Origin of the sequence: Skermanella aerolata KACC 11604 (assembly GCF_000936425.1) — a bacterium.
GTDB classification, from domain to species: domain Bacteria; phylum Pseudomonadota; class Alphaproteobacteria; order Azospirillales; family Azospirillaceae; genus Skermanella; species Skermanella aerolata.
In genome coordinates this window covers 1-15044 of sequence record NZ_AVFK01000003.1, presented here as the reverse complement: position 1 = coordinate 15044, position 15044 = coordinate 1, and the positions used below count along the sequence as shown (strand labels likewise).

Genomic DNA, 15044 nt, shown 5'->3' with positions numbered 1-15044 from the left:
TCCTTCCACTGTTCAGCTCTTTACCGCACCGGCGGTCAGGCCCGAGACCATGTAGCGTTTGAAGGCGTAGTAGATCGCCGCCGGCGGCAGCGCGTAGATCAGACCGGTGGTCATCAGCAGTTCCCACGGGGAGTCGTCGGCAGCCAGGAAATTGCCGAGCGCCACCGGCAGCGTGATCTCGGTGTCGCGGGACAGCAGCAGGAAGGCGTAGAGGTACTCGTTCCAGGCCAGTAGCAGGGCGTAGGTGCCGACCGCCACCAGCGATGGCTTCATCAGCGGCAGGTAGACCATCCAGAAGAGCTGGAGGGGTGACGCGCCGTCCACGACGGCCGCCTCGTCCAGCTCGTAGGGCAGCTTGTCCGATGCCTGCTTCAGCACCCAGATCGCGTAGGGCGACGCCACCGTCACCATGGCGAGGATCAATGCCCACTTGCTGTTGAGCAGCCCGTAGATGCCCATGGTGCGGTACATCGGGACCGCCAGGAAGGCGGCGGGGATGAAGTAGGTGAAGAGCGCGAGGTTCATGACCGTGCGCCCGCCTTCCACCCGCAGCCTGCTGATGGCGAAGGCGGCGAATGTTGCGATCAGCAGGGTCAGGAAGCCGGTCGAGACGGCGACGATCAGGGAATTGCCAAGCTGTTCCCAGAAGTGGATCAGGAAATAGTGGTCCTGGTTCAGCACGATCTGGAAGTTGCGGAGCGTCGGCTCCTCCGGCCAGAGATTGCCGGAGAATGCGGCGTCGCGTGGCGATATCGCGAACAGCAGCAGGTGGTAGATCGGCAGCAGGGTCCAGAGCAGGACCGGGATGCCGATCAGCAGGAGCTTCGCTTCGCCCGCGATTTTGGCTAGAGGTCGTGTCGTCATTTGGACAGCCGCCTCATCATGAAGTACACGAGCGGAAGCACCAGCGGCAGCGCCGAGACGATGGCCGCCATCGACAGGTTGACCTGATCGAGCCGCAGGTATCGGATGCCCAGCGTCGCCAGCACATGGGTAAGGTCGGCCGGACCGCCGCCCGTCAGCAGGTAGACGCTGTTGAAGTCGCCGAGCGTCCAGATCATCGACAGGAGCGTGCAGGTCACATAGAGCGTCTTCATCGACGGCCACGTGACGAAACGGAACTGCTGAATCGAGCTTGCGCCATCGACCGAGGCCGCCTCGTACATGTCCTTGGAGATCGCGAGCCGGCCGGACAACAGGATAAGCGTCCAGAACGGCAGGCTCTTCCAGATATGGACCAGCACCGAGAAGGTCAGGCCTAACGTGGGATCGTTCAGCCAGTTCGGCCCGTCTTCAGCCGTCAGCTTGAAGATGAGCTGGTTGACGATGCCCCATTCCGGATTGAGCATGAAGCGGACCGACAGGATCGTCGGGATCGACGGCACCGCCCAGGGCAGGATGAAGATCAGGGACAGCCAGCGTATCCAGATGCGGTCGTGCAGGAAGAAGCCCGACAGCAGCAGCGCCACGAGCATCTTCAGGTTCACGCCGACCAGCAGGAAGAACAGCGTGTTGAAGATCGACCGGATGAAGATCGGGTCTTCGAACAATTGGACATAGGTCTGCGGGTCGCGTGCCAGCCAGAACCCGTAACAGACGGGATAGACCACGAAGAACAGAAAGACCAGGACGTAGGGCACCAGGAAGATGGTGCCCCAGATCCGCGTCTGCGACCAGCCCCGCCGCTTGGGCGGGGCCTCCGTGTCCCTGTCGGAAACCGTCAGAGTATCCATCGGGTCCGCCGTTTTTGTTGGAACTTGTTTATCCGCTTAGCCGGCGACCGCCTTGATGCGGGCCAGCATCTCGTCCACGGCCTTGTCCACCGGCACCTTCTCGTTGATGACGCGGTTGGCGGCCTTGGCCCAGATGTTCTCGTTGTTGAGGATCGTGAACTTGTAGTTCTTGGTGAACTCGAAGGTCACGGTGCCGTCCTTGAACTGATTGTAGACCGACTGGCGATGCGGGTCGGCTTTCCAGAACGGGCGTTCCTGGCCTTCCTTGGTGACAGGGAACCAGCGGCCGAGCGAGCCCTCGACATAGGGGGTCAGGTTCTCTTCCTCCAGCAGGAACTTCACGAATTCCTTGCCGCGCGCCTTGTTCTTGGAGTTGGAGAAGATGACGCCTGTTTTGACCGCGGCGCGGTATACCATCTTGCTGCCGTCCGGCTTGCTCGGGAACCCCGCCGTGCGGATCAGTTCGTAATAATTCTTCTTCGCCTGGGCGCGCTGCTCGTCGTTGAGCGTGGCGTTGTTCATGTCGTCCAGCCACTTGGCCGCGATCGAGATCGTCGCGTTGTGAGTCAGGACCGTCGTCTTGTTGTGGAACGCCACGTTGTTGTCCGGGTCCTTCCAGCTCGTAGCAGAGGGCGGCACGCAGGTCTTTGTGTAGGGCTCGGTATAGTCGGCGAGGGCGCCAGTCAGGCCTTCTTTCACCTTGGGATCGTCGATCAGCAGCTTGCCGTCATTATCGACCATCTTGACGTTGTAGGCGTCGGCGAAGGTCAGGAACGAGTAGAATGAGTCGCTGCTGTCCACGCCGAGCGGCTGGCCGATGCCGTAGCCCCGCTGGCCGGACGCCTTGCGGTAGGCGGGCTGAACCTTGCCGCACCAGAAGGCCCAGTACTCCTTCCAGGTCTTCGGGATGTCGGCTTCCTGGAAACCGGCCTGGTTCAGCATATCGATCCAGTATTCGATATGCATCGTCTGCTGCTTGATCGGATATGCGTAATAGGCGCGCTTGCCGGTCTTCTCGTTGAGCAGGTAGGTCGTCTCGATCGTATTAGGAGCGAAGCGGTCCTTGATCGGCTCGATGATGTCGCTGACGTCCTCAAGCCGGCCTTCGAAGGCCCATTTGCCGGTGACCTGGAAGTCGTAGACGTCGGCATAGGCGACGTCGGGCGGCGTGCCGCTGTCGAGCGAGGCGACCGTCTTCGGGATCATGTCCTGGACGGGATATTGGGACAGCTCGACCTTGACGCCGGTCTTCTGCTCGAACTTCTTGATCGTCTCGTAAAGCGCGTCGTCTTCGGATTTATAGAAACCCTTGACCCAGGACACGTTCAGGACTTCCTGAGCCGACGCCTGCCCCGCCGCCGCCACGCTGATCGCGAAGACGGCTCCCATCAATGACTTCATCGTTTTCTCCCCATCGCTTTAGTTATCGTTGTCGTTTTTGGGTATTAGGTATTGGATATTGCGTGGTTCACATGATGCCGGTCTTGCCGAAGATCGCTTCGGTGCTTTCCCCTTTCTCGATCATCAGACGGACGGCTTCCTCGCCCTCGACCTTTTCAAGAGCGGCGGAGACGATCTCGTCGGCGCGGGCTCGCGGGATCACCAGCACGCCGTCGATATCGCCGACGATCACGTCGCCGGGATCGACTCGCGCGCCGTTGGCGAACTGGATCGGGCAGCGATAGTCGATGACACGTCCGCGCACCCGCTGGTCCTGAGCGTAGGACCCGTAGGAAAAGACCGGGAAGCCCAGCCGCCGGATGCCGTTGGTGTCGCGGTGGTAGCCATCGACCACGGCGCCAGCCGCGCCGAGCGTCTTCGCTCGCGTGCTCATCAGCTCGCCCCAAAGGGCGTAGCGCGGCGTGCCGCCGGTGCAGATATAGACTTCGTTCTGTTTCAGTTCGTCGAGTGCGCGGAGCATCAGGCCGAACGGGTTGGATCGCCCGCCCTGCCCATCCCTCTGCCCTTCCAGGTCGCCGCAGCAGTCCGCTTCCAGCACCGGCATGGCGTAGCCTGCGATCACCATGTCAGGATCGAGTGCGCGGATTTCCGGCGGCAGGAACTGGCGGGTCAAGCCGCGCGCGTCCATGACGTCGCCGAGAACGGCTGTGAACAGCTTGGTCCTGATAAGGTCGAGCCGCGCTGGATCGAGTAGTTCCGTGTCGTTCGCCACGGGCTCATCTCCCCCTTTTGCCGCCTCTCTGGTTCGGAGGCTTTGCCGGATGGTAACGCGACTTTTTGCCACATTAAAGCAGCTTTTGTTTGGAACGAAACTTGCCGATGGTTGACGGACAGGGCATTCTATGCACCTACCCGGATGTTACCCGGTTCTTCAAATAATAAGGTGCTGAATCAGCCATGGCTCGTCCCGAAATTCTCCAGATCGCCCCTATGCTGCCGGTCGTCACGGATCAGATCGCCAAACTGTTCACGGTCCACCGATTCTGGGAAGTCGCCGACAAGGAGGCTTGGCTGGCGGAAAACGGGTCGCGAATCCGGGGAGTAGCAGCCGGCGGTCATTCCCCAATTAACGAGACCCTGCTGGGCAAGCTGCCGTCGCTGGAAATCGTCGCCGCCTTCGGCGTCGGCTATGACCAGATCGACGCCAAGTGGGCCGGCAACAACGGCATCGTCGTGACCAACACGCCCGACGTTCTGACCGACGAGGTCGCCGACCTGACCATCGGCCTGCTGATCTCGACCGTCCGCCGCATCCCCGCCGCCGAACGCCATCTGCGTGACGGCAAGTGGCCGTCGGGCGCCTTCCAACTGACCTCGTCGCTGCGCGACCGCAAGATCGGCATCCTGGGCCTGGGCCGGATCGGCAAGGCCATCGCAAAGCGGCTGCAAGCCTTCGGCCTGCCGATCTCGTATTACGGCCGGCACAAACAGGACGGCGTCGAATACGCTTATGTCGCCGATCCGGTCGAACTGGCGCGTCAGGTCGATGTGCTGATCTCGGTCATTCCCGGCGGCAAGGCGACTGAAAAGACCATTGGCGCGGCGGTGTTCGAGGCGCTGGGTCCCGATGGCATCTTCCTCAACGTCGGGCGCGGCACCGTGGTCGATGAAGCGGCCCTGATCGATGCGCTGAAGTCGAACAAGATCCAGGCCGCCGGTCTGGACGTCTACGCCGACGAACCCAACGTCCCGGCGGAACTGATGGCGCTGGAGAACACGGTCCTGCTGCCGCACGTGGCGTCGGGAACGGTTCATACCCGCAACGCCATGGGCCAGTTGGTGGTGGACAATCTGGTTTCCTGGTTCGACGGTCGCGGCGCCGTGACCCCCGTGGCGGAGACAGCGGAGGTAGCGCGCACCAAGGGCAGCAAGGCGTAGCTAGAGCTGACGTCAGCCGGTGGGCGGCGGTTTGGGCGCACGGGGGACGAACCCGACGGCGAAGCCGAAAGGCTTGGCGATCCGGTTGAGGGTTTCCGCCGTCGGGTTGCCGGCCCCCGTCTCCAGGTCGCTGACCTGCCGGCGGGTCAGTCGGAACGCCTTGCCGAACTGCTCCTGCGTCATGCCCAGCGTGTGGCGGATGGCGGTGACCGCTTCGGGCAGACGGAGATCGCCGCTTGCCGCCCGCTCCGCCAGCAGGCGTCGCGCCTCCAGCGTTTCTTCCCGCGTCATGCGCTTAAGCCGGGGCATGACCGGGCTCCTTTCCTTTCAGAGCAGCCCCATTCAAGGCGGCCAGGGTGTCGGCAATCTCACCGCATCGGCCAAGCGCCTGCCCGATCACGTCACCGGGGACGTTATGCCGCCGGGCGATGGCCGGCAGGTCGCGGACGAAGTCTTCCTTGCCGGCGAGGATGGCCCGCAGCGCCTCCGGCGCCATCACGCCGTCGGCGGCGGTCTCGCAGACGATGGACCAGTCCGGCATCAGATCGTCGCGGTTCAGGCAGGCCCATCTGGTGTGCCGCATGATCCCGCCGGGGTCGAGGCGCATGGGCGTGAAATCGAACAGCGGGGTCAGCCCGATCCAGCCATCCGGCGCCTTCTGGAGAGCGGTGTTCCGCCCGTGGTTGTCGGGATTGCCCATCGCCAGATTCAGGACGTCGCGCAGCACGTATTCGACGGTTTCAGCCGCCGGATCGGTGCTGAAGCGCTTGATCGCCGCAAGGTATTCCTCATGCGCGGCCACATAGCCGAACTGCGCCACGCCAATGGCGGAGACGATGCTTTCCTGTCCAAGGCGGATGGTCCCGGAACCCTTGCCCCCGGCTTTGACCTGCCTGTCGAAACGCGGGATGAGCAGAACGTGGTCGGCATAGGTGAGCGGCTTGCCGACCCGCAATCCAAATTCACGGGCGACTTCGAGATACGGAGCTTCCGCCGCCAGGATCAGCAGGTCGGCGGCGGTGCGTGCCCGGCTCAGCTTGACGATGGCGTGGTCCCGTGCGTCACTGTCCGATACCAGAGGGTCGGGATACCACAAACCATCGGCGGCCTGTGTCAGCAACACCTTCGGCCATTCGCCCTGGACGCCGCTGGAGCCGGATGCGATCAGGGCGAAACGGTCGGCGGCATCCAGAAAGCGGTCGCTCCGGTCGAGGATGTCTGCGGTTTCCAGGCCCTTGAAGCTGTGGCTCTTCAGGCGCCCCTGTTCAGCCTCCCACGCTTCCCGGACACGCAGGTTGCCGATGGGGCTTCCGGCGCCGCGCAGCAGCAACGGCAACTCCACCGCAGGGGTGTCGGGCGACGTAAATCCAAGATCCGTGGCGAGCTGCCGCCTTGCATGTCCCTGCGGCAGCAGGTCGAGCAGGAACGCCGGCCAGCGTCCGATGCTTCGGTATTCCATATCGACCGGGACCTGGACCGACAGGGCATGGATGTCCACCAGCGGCCTGTCGTCGGAAAATGGGATGGCGCCCCAATCGAAGAAGTAGTCCGCTTCGCAGGACAGGACCGTTGCTCCGGCGATCCCCCGATCGGGCTCCCGGATATCGAGGATAGCGGCATCGTGCCAGTTCCCGTGGTGGTGGATTTGCAGGGTCAGGGATGCCGCGCACATTCTGTCGTCTGTCCCAGCATGATGGGTCATAAATGCAAGGTAATGCTTTTTACTACCCATTTCAATGGGACGAATGCAATCAGACCATAGGGAGGAGAAACCATGTCGCTTTCACTTTTCGACCTGAAAGGCCGCCGTGCGCTGGTGACGGGATCGGGTCAGGGGATCGGTTTTGCCCTGGCGCAGGGGTTGGGGCTTGCCGGGGCTTCGGTCGTGCTGAACGGGCGCGACCGGGGGAAATTGGACAAGGCGGCGGAAAGCCTGCGGGCACAGGGGATCGAGGTGGCGGTGGCGGCGTTCGACGTGTCCGACCATGGCGCCGTCGTGGAGGGCATCGCCGGCATCGAGCGGGATGTCGGGCCGATCGACATCCTGGTCAACAATGCCGGCATCCAGCGGCGGGCGCCGCTTGAGGACTTTGCGGTGGAGACGTGGCATGAGGTAATCCGCACCAACCTGGACAGCGTCTTCTACGTTTCGCAGGCGGTGGCGCGCGCCATGATCCCGCGCGGTCGGGGCAAGATCATCAACATCGGCAGCCTGATGAGCGACGCCGCGCGCTATTCGGTGGCGCCCTATACCGCCGCCAAGGGGGCGGTGAAGAACCTGACCAAGGGGATGTGTACCGACTGGGCGCGCCACGGCTTGCAGATCAACGCAATCGGCCCTGGATACTTCGCAACGCCGCTCAATCAGGCATTGATCGACAACGTCGAGTTCGACACGTGGCTGAAGAAGCGGACGCCGGCCGGGCGCTGGGGACGGGTCGAGGAGTTGCAGGGGGTCTGCATCTTCCTGGCCTCCCCCGCATCGGACTTCGTCAATGGGCAGATCATCTACGTGGATGGCGGGGTGCTGGCGACGCTGTGACGGCGTTCTTTCATTCCGGCAGGCCTGCCTTTCGGAAGCCCTCCGTGAACACGGCGAGGTCTTCCGGTCGCCGGAGCAGAACCCAGTCCTTGAGATTGGAGATCCGCAGCTCCGGATCGAGCCCGCGCAGATGACGCAACACCTGTCGTGCCTCGTCCGTTCGGCCGGCAAGCGCATGGCTTGCCGCAGCGATGCCGGCCGCCAGCAGGAACCCCGGCAAGTCTCTCATTGCTTTCTCCGCCCATGACGATGCGGCGTCGAAGCGTCCGGCGAACAAATGGGCCATCGCCGTTCCCGCCTGCATTCGGACCATCTCCGGGTCCAATGGACTGAGGCGCATGGCATGCGCGATGCGCTCGATGGCATCGTCGTGTTCCCCTCGGGAAATCCGCTGGAAGCCGCCGAGATACCAGGCGGCCGACAGGTTGGGGTTGAGCACCAGCGCCCTGTCGAGCAGTGCGATGCAGCCGTCGAGGTCGCCGCCGAAATGGCCGAGCGCGTGACCGCCTCTGGTGAGGGCGACCGCATCGTTCGCGCCCAGATCCACCGCCCGGCGGGCCAGTCGGGCGCCCTCGGCGGCCTCATCAGCGGGATCGGTCATCCAGCCGTTGATCTTCCGCCAGAAATGGCACCACGCCGCCATTCCATAGGCCGAGGCGAAGTCCGGATCGAGCTCAGCCGCCTTGTGGAACAACGGCAGAGCTTCCCCGACAGCCTCCCTGGTCCGCTGGTGAAAGTTCGCCATGCCGCGCAGATAGTAGTCGTAGGCATCCAGGCTTTCGGTCGGCTTTCGCTTCGCGCGGTCGATCTCCGCCCGCTCCAACTGCGGTGCTATCGCCCCGACGACGCTCTCGGCCACCTGATCCTGCAACTCGAAGATATCATCGAGAGCGCTTTCGAAACGCTCCGCCCAGAGATGCGCGCCCGTCGTCGCATCGATGAGCTGGCCGGTGATGCGCACGCGGTGCGCCGCTTTGCGCACGCTGCCTTCCAGCACGTAACGCGCGCCCAACTCGCGACCCACCTGTTTCACGTCCACCGCCCGGCCTTTGTAGGTGAAGCTCGAGTTTCGCGAGATGACGAACAGCCATCCAATGCGAGATAACGCCGAGATGATATCCTCGACAATGCCGTCGGCGAAATACTCCTGTTCCGGATCGCCGCTCAGATTCAGGAACGGCAAGGCGGCGATGGAGGGCTTGTCGGGAAGGGCCAGGGCATGTGCCGGCGGTTCATCCGAGTTGAGAATTCCGGTCCTCAATGCTCCGAAACCGTTCGACGATCGTATCTCCCGGACGTCTCCAACGAAGCGGAATCCTTTCCGGGCGATCGTTCGGATCAGCCTCTGTTCCTCACCATTGTCGCCGACCGCCTTGCGCACCGCATTGATGTGACTGGTCAGGGTCGATTCAGAGACGATCCGCCCATCCCACACCGCGTCCAGCAAATCATCCTTGCCGACGACGCGCTCGCGGTTCCGCACCAGATAGACCAGCAGGTCGAAGGCTTGCGGTCCGGTAGCGATCGCGTCGGCGCCCCGTGAGAGCTCCCGCCGGTCAAGGTCGAGCAGGTAGTCCTCGAACACGAATTGCATTTCGGCGCTCAGCAGGCTGGTAGTCCGGATGGTGCCAGAATAGCGGCCCATTTGGACAATCTTTGAAGCTGAACTCAATGGAAATTCAAGGAGGCCGCAAGGTCTTCCGGCCAGTTCCCAGGCATCCTCCGCTCATCGATCGCCACTGATGTGGTCGATATCAGATGAAGGAGCGAGGCATGAAGATCGTCGTTATCGGCGGCAGCGGCCTGATCGGGACCAAGCTTGCCGGCGATGAGGTGGTCGTCGACGTGGCCGGCCCCGAGCCGATCGCCTTCGACAAGCTGGCCGGAGAGGTCATGGCCGCGAATGGGGACGGTCGCCGGGCCGTCGCGGACATCCGCGCGCGCTACTACTGATCGCTATTGAACAACCAGTGGCTGACGCCGGGCCAGAACCCGCGCATCGGTCCGACGAGGTTCGAGAACTGGCACGCCGGCGCGTCGCTATCGCGCTGACGCTCCGAGCGATCCGCCGCTCTCGCGCCGGAGGAGCGACTTCCGCTCAAAATTCCCGACTTAAGCAACAGGAGAACAACCATGACAAGCCATCTGAAGGAAACGGCCATGAGCCTGGACAACACCTCACGCGCCGCAAGACCGGGGCACGACGAGCTGGTTCCGTCGCGCTACGCGCTACGAATTGGCGAGATCGACGTGCTGGTGCTCAGCGATGGGGTGCTGCCGCTCCCGACCGCGATGTTGGCGCACAACGCGGAACCGGCCGTCCGGGCGGCCTGGCTGGACGACATGTTCCTGCCGCCGGACGCTTTCGACTGGGCGCTGAATGTGGTCGTGGTGCGTAGCGGCGGGCAGACCATACTCATCGACAGCGGGCTGGGATCGGACCCGAACCTGAACTTGCCTCGCGCCGGGCAATTGGTAATGCGACTGGAGGCCGCCGGCGTCGATCTTGCGTCCGTAACCGACGTCGTGATTACCCACATGCACATGGACCACATTGGCGGGCTGCTCGTCGACGGGGTGAAGGAGCGGCTGCGTCAGGACCTGCGGATCCACGTGGCGGCCGCCGAGGTCGAATTCTGGAAGTCGCCCGATTTCTCCCGCACCTCCATGCCGCAGGGGTTCCCGGACGCGCTTCGGTCGACCGCCAAGCGGTTCATCAAAGAGTACCACGGCCATCTGCGGACATTCGACGAGGAGCACGAAGTGGCGCCGGGGGTAGTCGTCCGTCGCACCGGCGGCCACACTCCCGGACATAGCGTGGTCCGCCTGGCATCCGGCGGCGAGGGGCTGACGTTCGCGGGCGACGCCGTGTTCACGGTCGGGTTCGAACAACCCGGCTGGTATAATGGCTTCGAGCACGACCCGGAAGAGGCCGCCCGCGTTCGGGTCCGTCTTCTGCGGGAACTGGCGGCGACCGGCGAACTGCTGGTGGCCACTCACCTGCCGTTCCCATCCCTTGGCCGGGTGGCGGCCGACGGCGATGCCTTTCGCTGGGTGGCGGCCTTCTGGGACTACTGACCGATTGTTGGGTCAGGCATCTGACCCGGTTACTGATCGGCTACCTTGGCGACGACGTTGATCGGCATGGTCTGGCTGCACGCTCCCGTGCCGGCCAGCTTGCCGAAGGCGTCGAAGATGTCCTGCAATCCCAATCCTGGAATGGGCGTCAGGTCGTCGATGTCCGTGCCGTCGATCCCGCTCCCGTCGATGGCGGTCGAGGAGGCGAGACAGGTGATGACTTCCAGGCGGCTGGCCATGTCGAGCCGGATGTTGAAGGGGCGCTCGGCTTCCGGACCCGGCGGGATCGCGACCTGCTGCCCTGCCGGGACGAAGGCGTCGGTCTGGAAACGGTTGGGGAAGATACGGGATACCTGACGGAAGCTGTCCATGTAGTAGCAGTAGACGAACCTATCCGCGTTGGATTCCACCTGGACGACGATGGTATCGCCGGGGTTCAAGGTCGGCATGGGGCCGTGGTCGGTCGAAAGCAGAATCTCAGGGGGTGGTTCGGGACTTGGGATGGCGGCTTGAGGCTCGATGGGGGCTGGTGCAGGCTCCGGTTCCGGTTGGGGGCTGGCTTCGGCCAGCGGCGCTTCGATCACCGGCGGCTCGGAAACGGCGACGGCGTATTCGGTCAGGGCACGGTCGGCGGCGAACCATCCTGTCGCGGCGGCGGCGGTCAGCAGCAGGCCGAACGCGGCTTGACGGTGGCGGGGACGCCGGTCAGCAGGCGGCGGGGCTTGTGACGGAGTGGGTGACGGCGGCTGTACCGGGATCGGCTGAGGCTGAGGCGTCGGTGCGGGTATTGCCTTCTGGGCGGCCGGCTGCGCACACAGATCCAGGGTCCACCGCTTGACGCGGACCTGACCGGCGCTACGGTCGAGATTGGCGTTGAGATCGTCGTTTCCGGCCAGAAGCACCTGCAAGGCGCGGCTATCTCCTAGGTGAACCTGGGACAATGACAGCAGGTCTTCCAGCGTTTCCTGGTCCAGGGCGTGGGCCTCGGCGACGATGAGCAGCCCGGCGTCCTCTCCTTGCAGGAGGGTCAGGGCTAATGATTCAGGGCTGGGGAGGTCGTCGCTCCGATGCTTTTTTGCCTTGGCCTTGGACGCAGCTATGGGGATGACTTTGGGACGAGAGGTCAACCCGACCTGATCGATCAGGTCGAGTAACGATGCTCCCGGATGCGCCAAAGCGATCATGACGACGGCGCCTGCCGCGTCCATGCGCGTCCCGACGGTTCGCACCAGCGTAGTGGCATCGTCGTCGTGAGCGGCGGTGACCGCCATGGCGCCGTACCCGGCCATCGCGGAAACGAGCACGGCGTTGAAGATTTCCTCGGCGCCGCCTGGATTTTCCTCCTGAACAGATGTCATCCGCAGCATCGCCATGCCAAGCCTCGTGATCCGGAGTTTCCGTGTGGTCCTCACGGTCGGGCGAATTGGCCGTGGGCGCTATGAAGCGCCTCACATACGGGATCAAAAGCTCAGTTGAAGGCCGACCAGGACGACATCGGAAGTGTTCACGTTGCCGGACCGCTCGAAACCGACCTTGGAATGGACGTAGTCGGCCTGGAGCGACAGGCCTGGAGCCAGGACGTAGTTGACGCCTACTCCCGCCGCCCAGGAGTGGTCACCGTTGATGTCCCGTGCCCAAGCGTACTGGGCGCCTATGCCGAAGGGGCCGGTTTCATAGGTGGCGCCGACATTCCACTGCCAGTCCAGGTCGGCGTAGCCGTCGAACTTCCCGAAACCTCCCCCGACGGTGAAGTCGGAGATGCCGATCTGGATACCCGTCACCCAGGCGGTAAAGTCCCTGAAGCCGGGACCGTAGCCGTTGCCGTTCATGACGGCGGCGCTGCCGCTGAACGTCAGGTTCTCGAACTCCTTCTGATAGTTCACCGCGAAGGAGGTGACGTTGCGATATCCGCTTTCCTCGTCTTCATCTTCTTCTTCCTCGGGCTCTTCGACGACGGGCGTTTCGGGCTGGGGCTCCACAACGGGCGGGACCGGCGGCGTCGGATCGCCGGGGCTGGGTTGCTCCGGGGTGGGCTGCTCAGGAGTAGGCTGCTCGGGAGTAGGCTGGTCGGGCACGTCAGGCTGATCCGGCGTGTCCGGTTCATCAGGGGCATCCGGCTCGTCGGGGGCATCCGGATCATCGGTATCCGGCCCGTCATCGGGATCATCGTCATCGTCTTCGTCGTCGTCGTCGTCACCACTGTCATCCTCCGAATCTTCGCCGTCGTCCTCATCGTCTTCGACGGTCTGGGCGACCCGCGTCGGAGCGGGAGCCGATGCGCGGGTCACGGTCCGGGGGCTGAGCGATGCCGACCGGATGGTGGTCTGTGGAATGGCCGTTCGGGCAACGGCGCTGGCCGAAGACAAGCTCCGCGACGGAGCGGAGGCGGTCGTGGCGCGCACCCTTCCGGGTCGAAAGGCCACGACGGACTGACCGTTGTCGGAAAGGTGCGGGCTATAGGATATGCCTGCCTGAAAGCCGGCGATCCTGGGGGTGTAGTAGTTGACCTTGGTCGAAGTCCCGATGTCGGGATAGAACGGATAGTAGTCGTCCAGGCTCAGTCTGGAAAAGCTGCCGTAGTCGCCATCGACCTGTCCGATGCCTACGCTCGGGGCGTAGATAACAAGCCCTCCCGCCACGACATCGTCGGTATCGCCGAACTCCAGCCGGCCCCAGGGGCCGCCAATATAGACGTAGGCCTCGTCAAAAAGCGTTTCCGAACTGGATTCATGGCCGGTGACAGTCTCCAACTGAAGCTTCAGGCCGTATAGAAGACCGTTGTCGGCCTTGCCCCGGACGTTGAAGTCCACTTCCGTCTTGTTGCGGAACTGGACGCCGTGCGTGAGGTCTCCGAATACTCCGGCCTGAAGAGTCGCCGTACCGCCTATCGTAGCGTTTAGAGTTCCCGGAGCGCTTGGGAACGGATCGTCTTCCTCGTTCTCGTCTTCGTCTTCGTCTTCGTCCTCATGCTCGTCGGCATCGTCAGCCGCTATGTCATCTTGACCGTCGGTGACGGCGCCGGGAACGGGATCGGCGGTGGCGCTCCCGTCGTCCTCATCGCCTTCGTCGTCTTCATCCTCATCCTCTTCGTCCTCTTCGTCTTCATCCTCTTCGTCATCACTGTCATCCTCTTCATCGTCGTCTTCTTCGTCTTCGTCGTCCTCGGTGGGTGCAGCCTGGGCTACGGAGAGGAACCGGTCGCCTGCCCCGTCGCCGGCTTCGACGCTGACGGCGACGGCGCTTTCAGGGCGGGAAGTGCTGCGCGCTTCGGCGGACGGCGTGAGCATCAGGCAAGCGACCGCCGCAGTCGTGGCAAGCAGCATCCGCTTCATGAGGCGAGGCCCAATCGCCGTCGTCAGAGCGCCAGCAGCCATGTCTTGGCATCCGTGGTTTGAGCGTCTATCGATCCCCAGAAGTCCCGCGCCGACGGCTCGGCGGAGGGCTGGTCCGGGGGAATCCCCGAGCCTTCGTACACGGCGCCGTCCCATGCCCGATAGATCTCGTTCGACACAGCACCCTTCCAGCCATTCGGCAGGCGGTACTTATAAGGATCGGAAAGCGCGCCGTAGGTCGGACGGCCGAACGACCGGGTGTTCGGCAAGGCGCGCAGGGTAAGCGTCCCCACTTCCGCAGCACTGACCGTGGAATCGCTGGTCAGAACGGCAACCGGACCGGTGAAGCGGGCGCCTTGGGCGGGCGCCAGTTCGATCGTCTGGACTTGAAGGCCGGAGCCATGCCGCACCGGCTGCTTGGTGAAGGCGCGCACCGTTCTGTCCGTCAGGTGCGACGCCAAAGTGAGAGAGACCCGATCCCAGCCGCCGGGATTGCAGCGAAGATCGACGATCAGTCCACGGACGTCACCCAAGTCCCGGACCGCGCGGTCGAAGACCTGTCTGGCGGCCAGCACCTCGGCATGCCCCCCTTCGTCATCGGACAGGCCTTCGCATGCCATCAGCGAGATGTATCCCAATCCGTCGGGCAGGCGGCCCCAGGCGACGGTGTCGTGGGCGGCGACGTGGCCGGACCCGGACAGGATGCGGCGTCTGACATGGTCGAGCCAGCCGCTGGCGAAACCGTCCGAGTAGTCGCCGTGGACCGACCGGCCGCCGGCGGCTTTCCAGGCTCGGTAGAGCTGACCTTCCCAAGGGCGGCTGTCCTCGTAGCGCTCCAGTCCCCTCAGCGATCCATGGCCGTCCTCCAGAGCGCGCAGGGAAGCGGCCAACGTGTCGAACAGGTGCTCCCGAGACGCGGGACCGCGCCGGAGCGCCGTGTCGCAGCGCGCCCGCAGCGCCGACCAGTCAATCCCGCGCTCGGCGGCGAAGGCGAAATGGCCGGACAGGATATCGAAGAAG

At 63.8% G+C, this 15044-nt stretch carries 14 protein-coding genes; 4 read left to right on the top strand and 10 right to left on the bottom strand.

The annotated features are described in order from the left end of the window. Positions 1 to 12: 12 nt before the first annotated feature. From N826_RS05340 to N826_RS05325, 4 genes are all read right to left on the bottom strand, one after another. Complete coding sequence (locus N826_RS05340; protein ID WP_044426468.1) at positions 13 to 864, bottom strand: carbohydrate ABC transporter permease; 852 nt, start codon at positions 862 to 864, stop codon at positions 13 to 15. After that, on the bottom strand, positions 861 to 1733 hold the full coding sequence (locus N826_RS05335; protein ID WP_084720511.1) for a carbohydrate ABC transporter permease: 873 nt from the start codon (positions 1731 to 1733) through the stop codon (positions 861 to 863). Before N826_RS05335 ends, N826_RS05340 begins: the two co-directional genes overlap by 4 nt. 36 nt (positions 1734 to 1769) lie before the next feature. Beyond that, the gene (locus tag N826_RS05330; protein WP_044426466.1) at positions 1770 to 3134 is read right to left on the bottom strand and encodes an ABC transporter substrate-binding protein; all 1365 of its coding nucleotides are present in this window, start codon (positions 3132 to 3134) and stop codon (positions 1770 to 1772) included. A gap of 67 nt (positions 3135 to 3201) precedes the next feature. After that, positions 3202 to 3906 carry an RraA family protein gene (locus tag N826_RS05325; RefSeq protein WP_044426464.1) on the bottom strand — a complete coding sequence of 235 codons (705 nt, stop codon included), beginning with the start codon at positions 3904 to 3906 and terminating at the stop codon, positions 3202 to 3204. Between the two features lie 185 nt (positions 3907 to 4091). Here N826_RS05325 and N826_RS05320 point away from each other — a divergent pair, with 185 nt between their 5' ends. Next, a complete protein-coding gene (locus N826_RS05320; protein WP_044426462.1) occupies positions 4092 to 5072 on the top strand; it encodes a 2-hydroxyacid dehydrogenase in 981 nt (326 codons plus the stop codon). 12 nt (positions 5073 to 5084) lie between these two features. Here N826_RS05320 and N826_RS05315 read toward each other — a convergent pair whose 3' ends face one another. Beyond that, entirely contained in the window at positions 5085 to 5381 is a 297-nt protein-coding gene (locus N826_RS05315) for a helix-turn-helix transcriptional regulator (protein ID WP_044426461.1), read from the bottom strand. Further along, the gene (locus N826_RS05310; RefSeq protein WP_044426459.1) at positions 5368 to 6744 is read right to left on the bottom strand and encodes a type II toxin-antitoxin system HipA family toxin; all 1377 of its coding nucleotides are present in this window, start codon (positions 6742 to 6744) and stop codon (positions 5368 to 5370) included. The genes N826_RS05315 and N826_RS05310 overlap by 14 nt, the downstream gene beginning before the upstream one ends. A gap of 102 nt (positions 6745 to 6846) precedes the next feature. Between N826_RS05310 and N826_RS05305 the strand changes: the two genes are divergently transcribed. Beyond that, positions 6847 to 7614: an SDR family oxidoreductase gene (locus N826_RS05305; protein WP_044426457.1), complete on the top strand. Its 768-nt coding sequence runs from the start codon at positions 6847 to 6849 to the stop codon at positions 7612 to 7614. Positions 7615 to 7624: 10 nt separating this feature from the next. Here the strand turns inward: N826_RS05305 and N826_RS05300 are convergent, their stop codons facing one another. Further along, complete coding sequence (locus tag N826_RS05300; RefSeq protein WP_244619465.1) at positions 7625 to 9259, bottom strand: winged helix-turn-helix domain-containing tetratricopeptide repeat protein; 1635 nt, start codon at positions 9257 to 9259, stop codon at positions 7625 to 7627. Positions 9260 to 9387: 128 nt separating this feature from the next. Between N826_RS05300 and N826_RS05295 the strand changes: the two genes are divergently transcribed. Both N826_RS05295 and N826_RS05285 read left to right on the top strand, forming a co-directional pair. Beyond that, positions 9388 to 9567: a hypothetical protein gene (locus N826_RS05295; protein ID WP_044426456.1), complete on the top strand. Its 180-nt coding sequence runs from the start codon at positions 9388 to 9390 to the stop codon at positions 9565 to 9567. A gap of 180 nt (positions 9568 to 9747) precedes the next feature. Beyond that, the gene (locus tag N826_RS05285; RefSeq protein WP_044426452.1) at positions 9748 to 10692 is read left to right on the top strand and encodes an MBL fold metallo-hydrolase; all 945 of its coding nucleotides are present in this window, start codon (positions 9748 to 9750) and stop codon (positions 10690 to 10692) included. 29 nt (positions 10693 to 10721) lie between these two features. Here N826_RS05285 and N826_RS05280 read toward each other — a convergent pair whose 3' ends face one another. The 3 genes from N826_RS05280 to N826_RS42845 form a co-directional block, all read right to left on the bottom strand. Beyond that, on the bottom strand, positions 10722 to 12050 hold the full coding sequence (locus tag N826_RS05280) for a DUF4384 domain-containing protein (protein ID WP_169789289.1): 1329 nt from the start codon (positions 12048 to 12050) through the stop codon (positions 10722 to 10724). Between the two features lie 102 nt (positions 12051 to 12152). After that, complete coding sequence (locus N826_RS05275; protein ID WP_169789288.1) at positions 12153 to 14066, bottom strand: porin; 1914 nt, start codon at positions 14064 to 14066, stop codon at positions 12153 to 12155. Next, positions 14048 to 15044: S41 family peptidase (locus tag N826_RS42845; RefSeq protein ID WP_044426446.1), on the bottom strand; the 997-nt coding region annotated here is incomplete at its 5' end. The genes N826_RS42845 and N826_RS05275, both read right to left, overlap by 19 nt.

Excerpts from the sequence above, each read along its gene's own strand:
- N826_RS05280 (WP_169789289.1), bottom strand. The coding sequence starts at position 12,050 with ATGACATCTGTTCAGGAGGAAAATCCAGGCGGCGCCGAGGAAATCTTC.
- N826_RS05320 (WP_044426462.1), top strand. The coding sequence starts at position 4,092 with ATGGCTCGTCCCGAAATTCTCCAGATCGCCCCTATGCTGCCGGTCGTC.
- N826_RS05340 (WP_044426468.1), bottom strand. The coding sequence starts at position 864 with ATGACGACACGACCTCTAGCCAAAATCGCGGGCGAAGCGAAGCTCCTG.
- N826_RS05335 (WP_084720511.1), bottom strand. The coding sequence starts at position 1,733 with ATGGATACTCTGACGGTTTCCGACAGGGACACGGAGGCCCCGCCCAAG.
- N826_RS05275 (WP_169789288.1), bottom strand. The coding sequence starts at position 14,066 with ATGGCTGCTGGCGCTCTGACGACGGCGATTGGGCCTCGCCTCATGAAG.
- N826_RS05330 (WP_044426466.1), bottom strand. The coding sequence starts at position 3,134 with ATGAAGTCATTGATGGGAGCCGTCTTCGCGATCAGCGTGGCGGCGGCG.
- N826_RS05315 (WP_044426461.1), bottom strand. The coding sequence starts at position 5,381 with ATGCCCCGGCTTAAGCGCATGACGCGGGAAGAAACGCTGGAGGCGCGA.
- N826_RS05305 (WP_044426457.1), top strand. The coding sequence starts at position 6,847 with ATGTCGCTTTCACTTTTCGACCTGAAAGGCCGCCGTGCGCTGGTGACG.
- N826_RS05310 (WP_044426459.1), bottom strand. The coding sequence starts at position 6,744 with ATGTGCGCGGCATCCCTGACCCTGCAAATCCACCACCACGGGAACTGG.
- N826_RS05300 (WP_244619465.1), bottom strand. The coding sequence starts at position 9,259 with ATGGGCCGCTATTCTGGCACCATCCGGACTACCAGCCTGCTGAGCGCC.
- N826_RS05285 (WP_044426452.1), top strand. The coding sequence starts at position 9,748 with ATGACAAGCCATCTGAAGGAAACGGCCATGAGCCTGGACAACACCTCA.
- N826_RS05295 (WP_044426456.1), top strand. The coding sequence starts at position 9,388 with ATGAAGATCGTCGTTATCGGCGGCAGCGGCCTGATCGGGACCAAGCTT.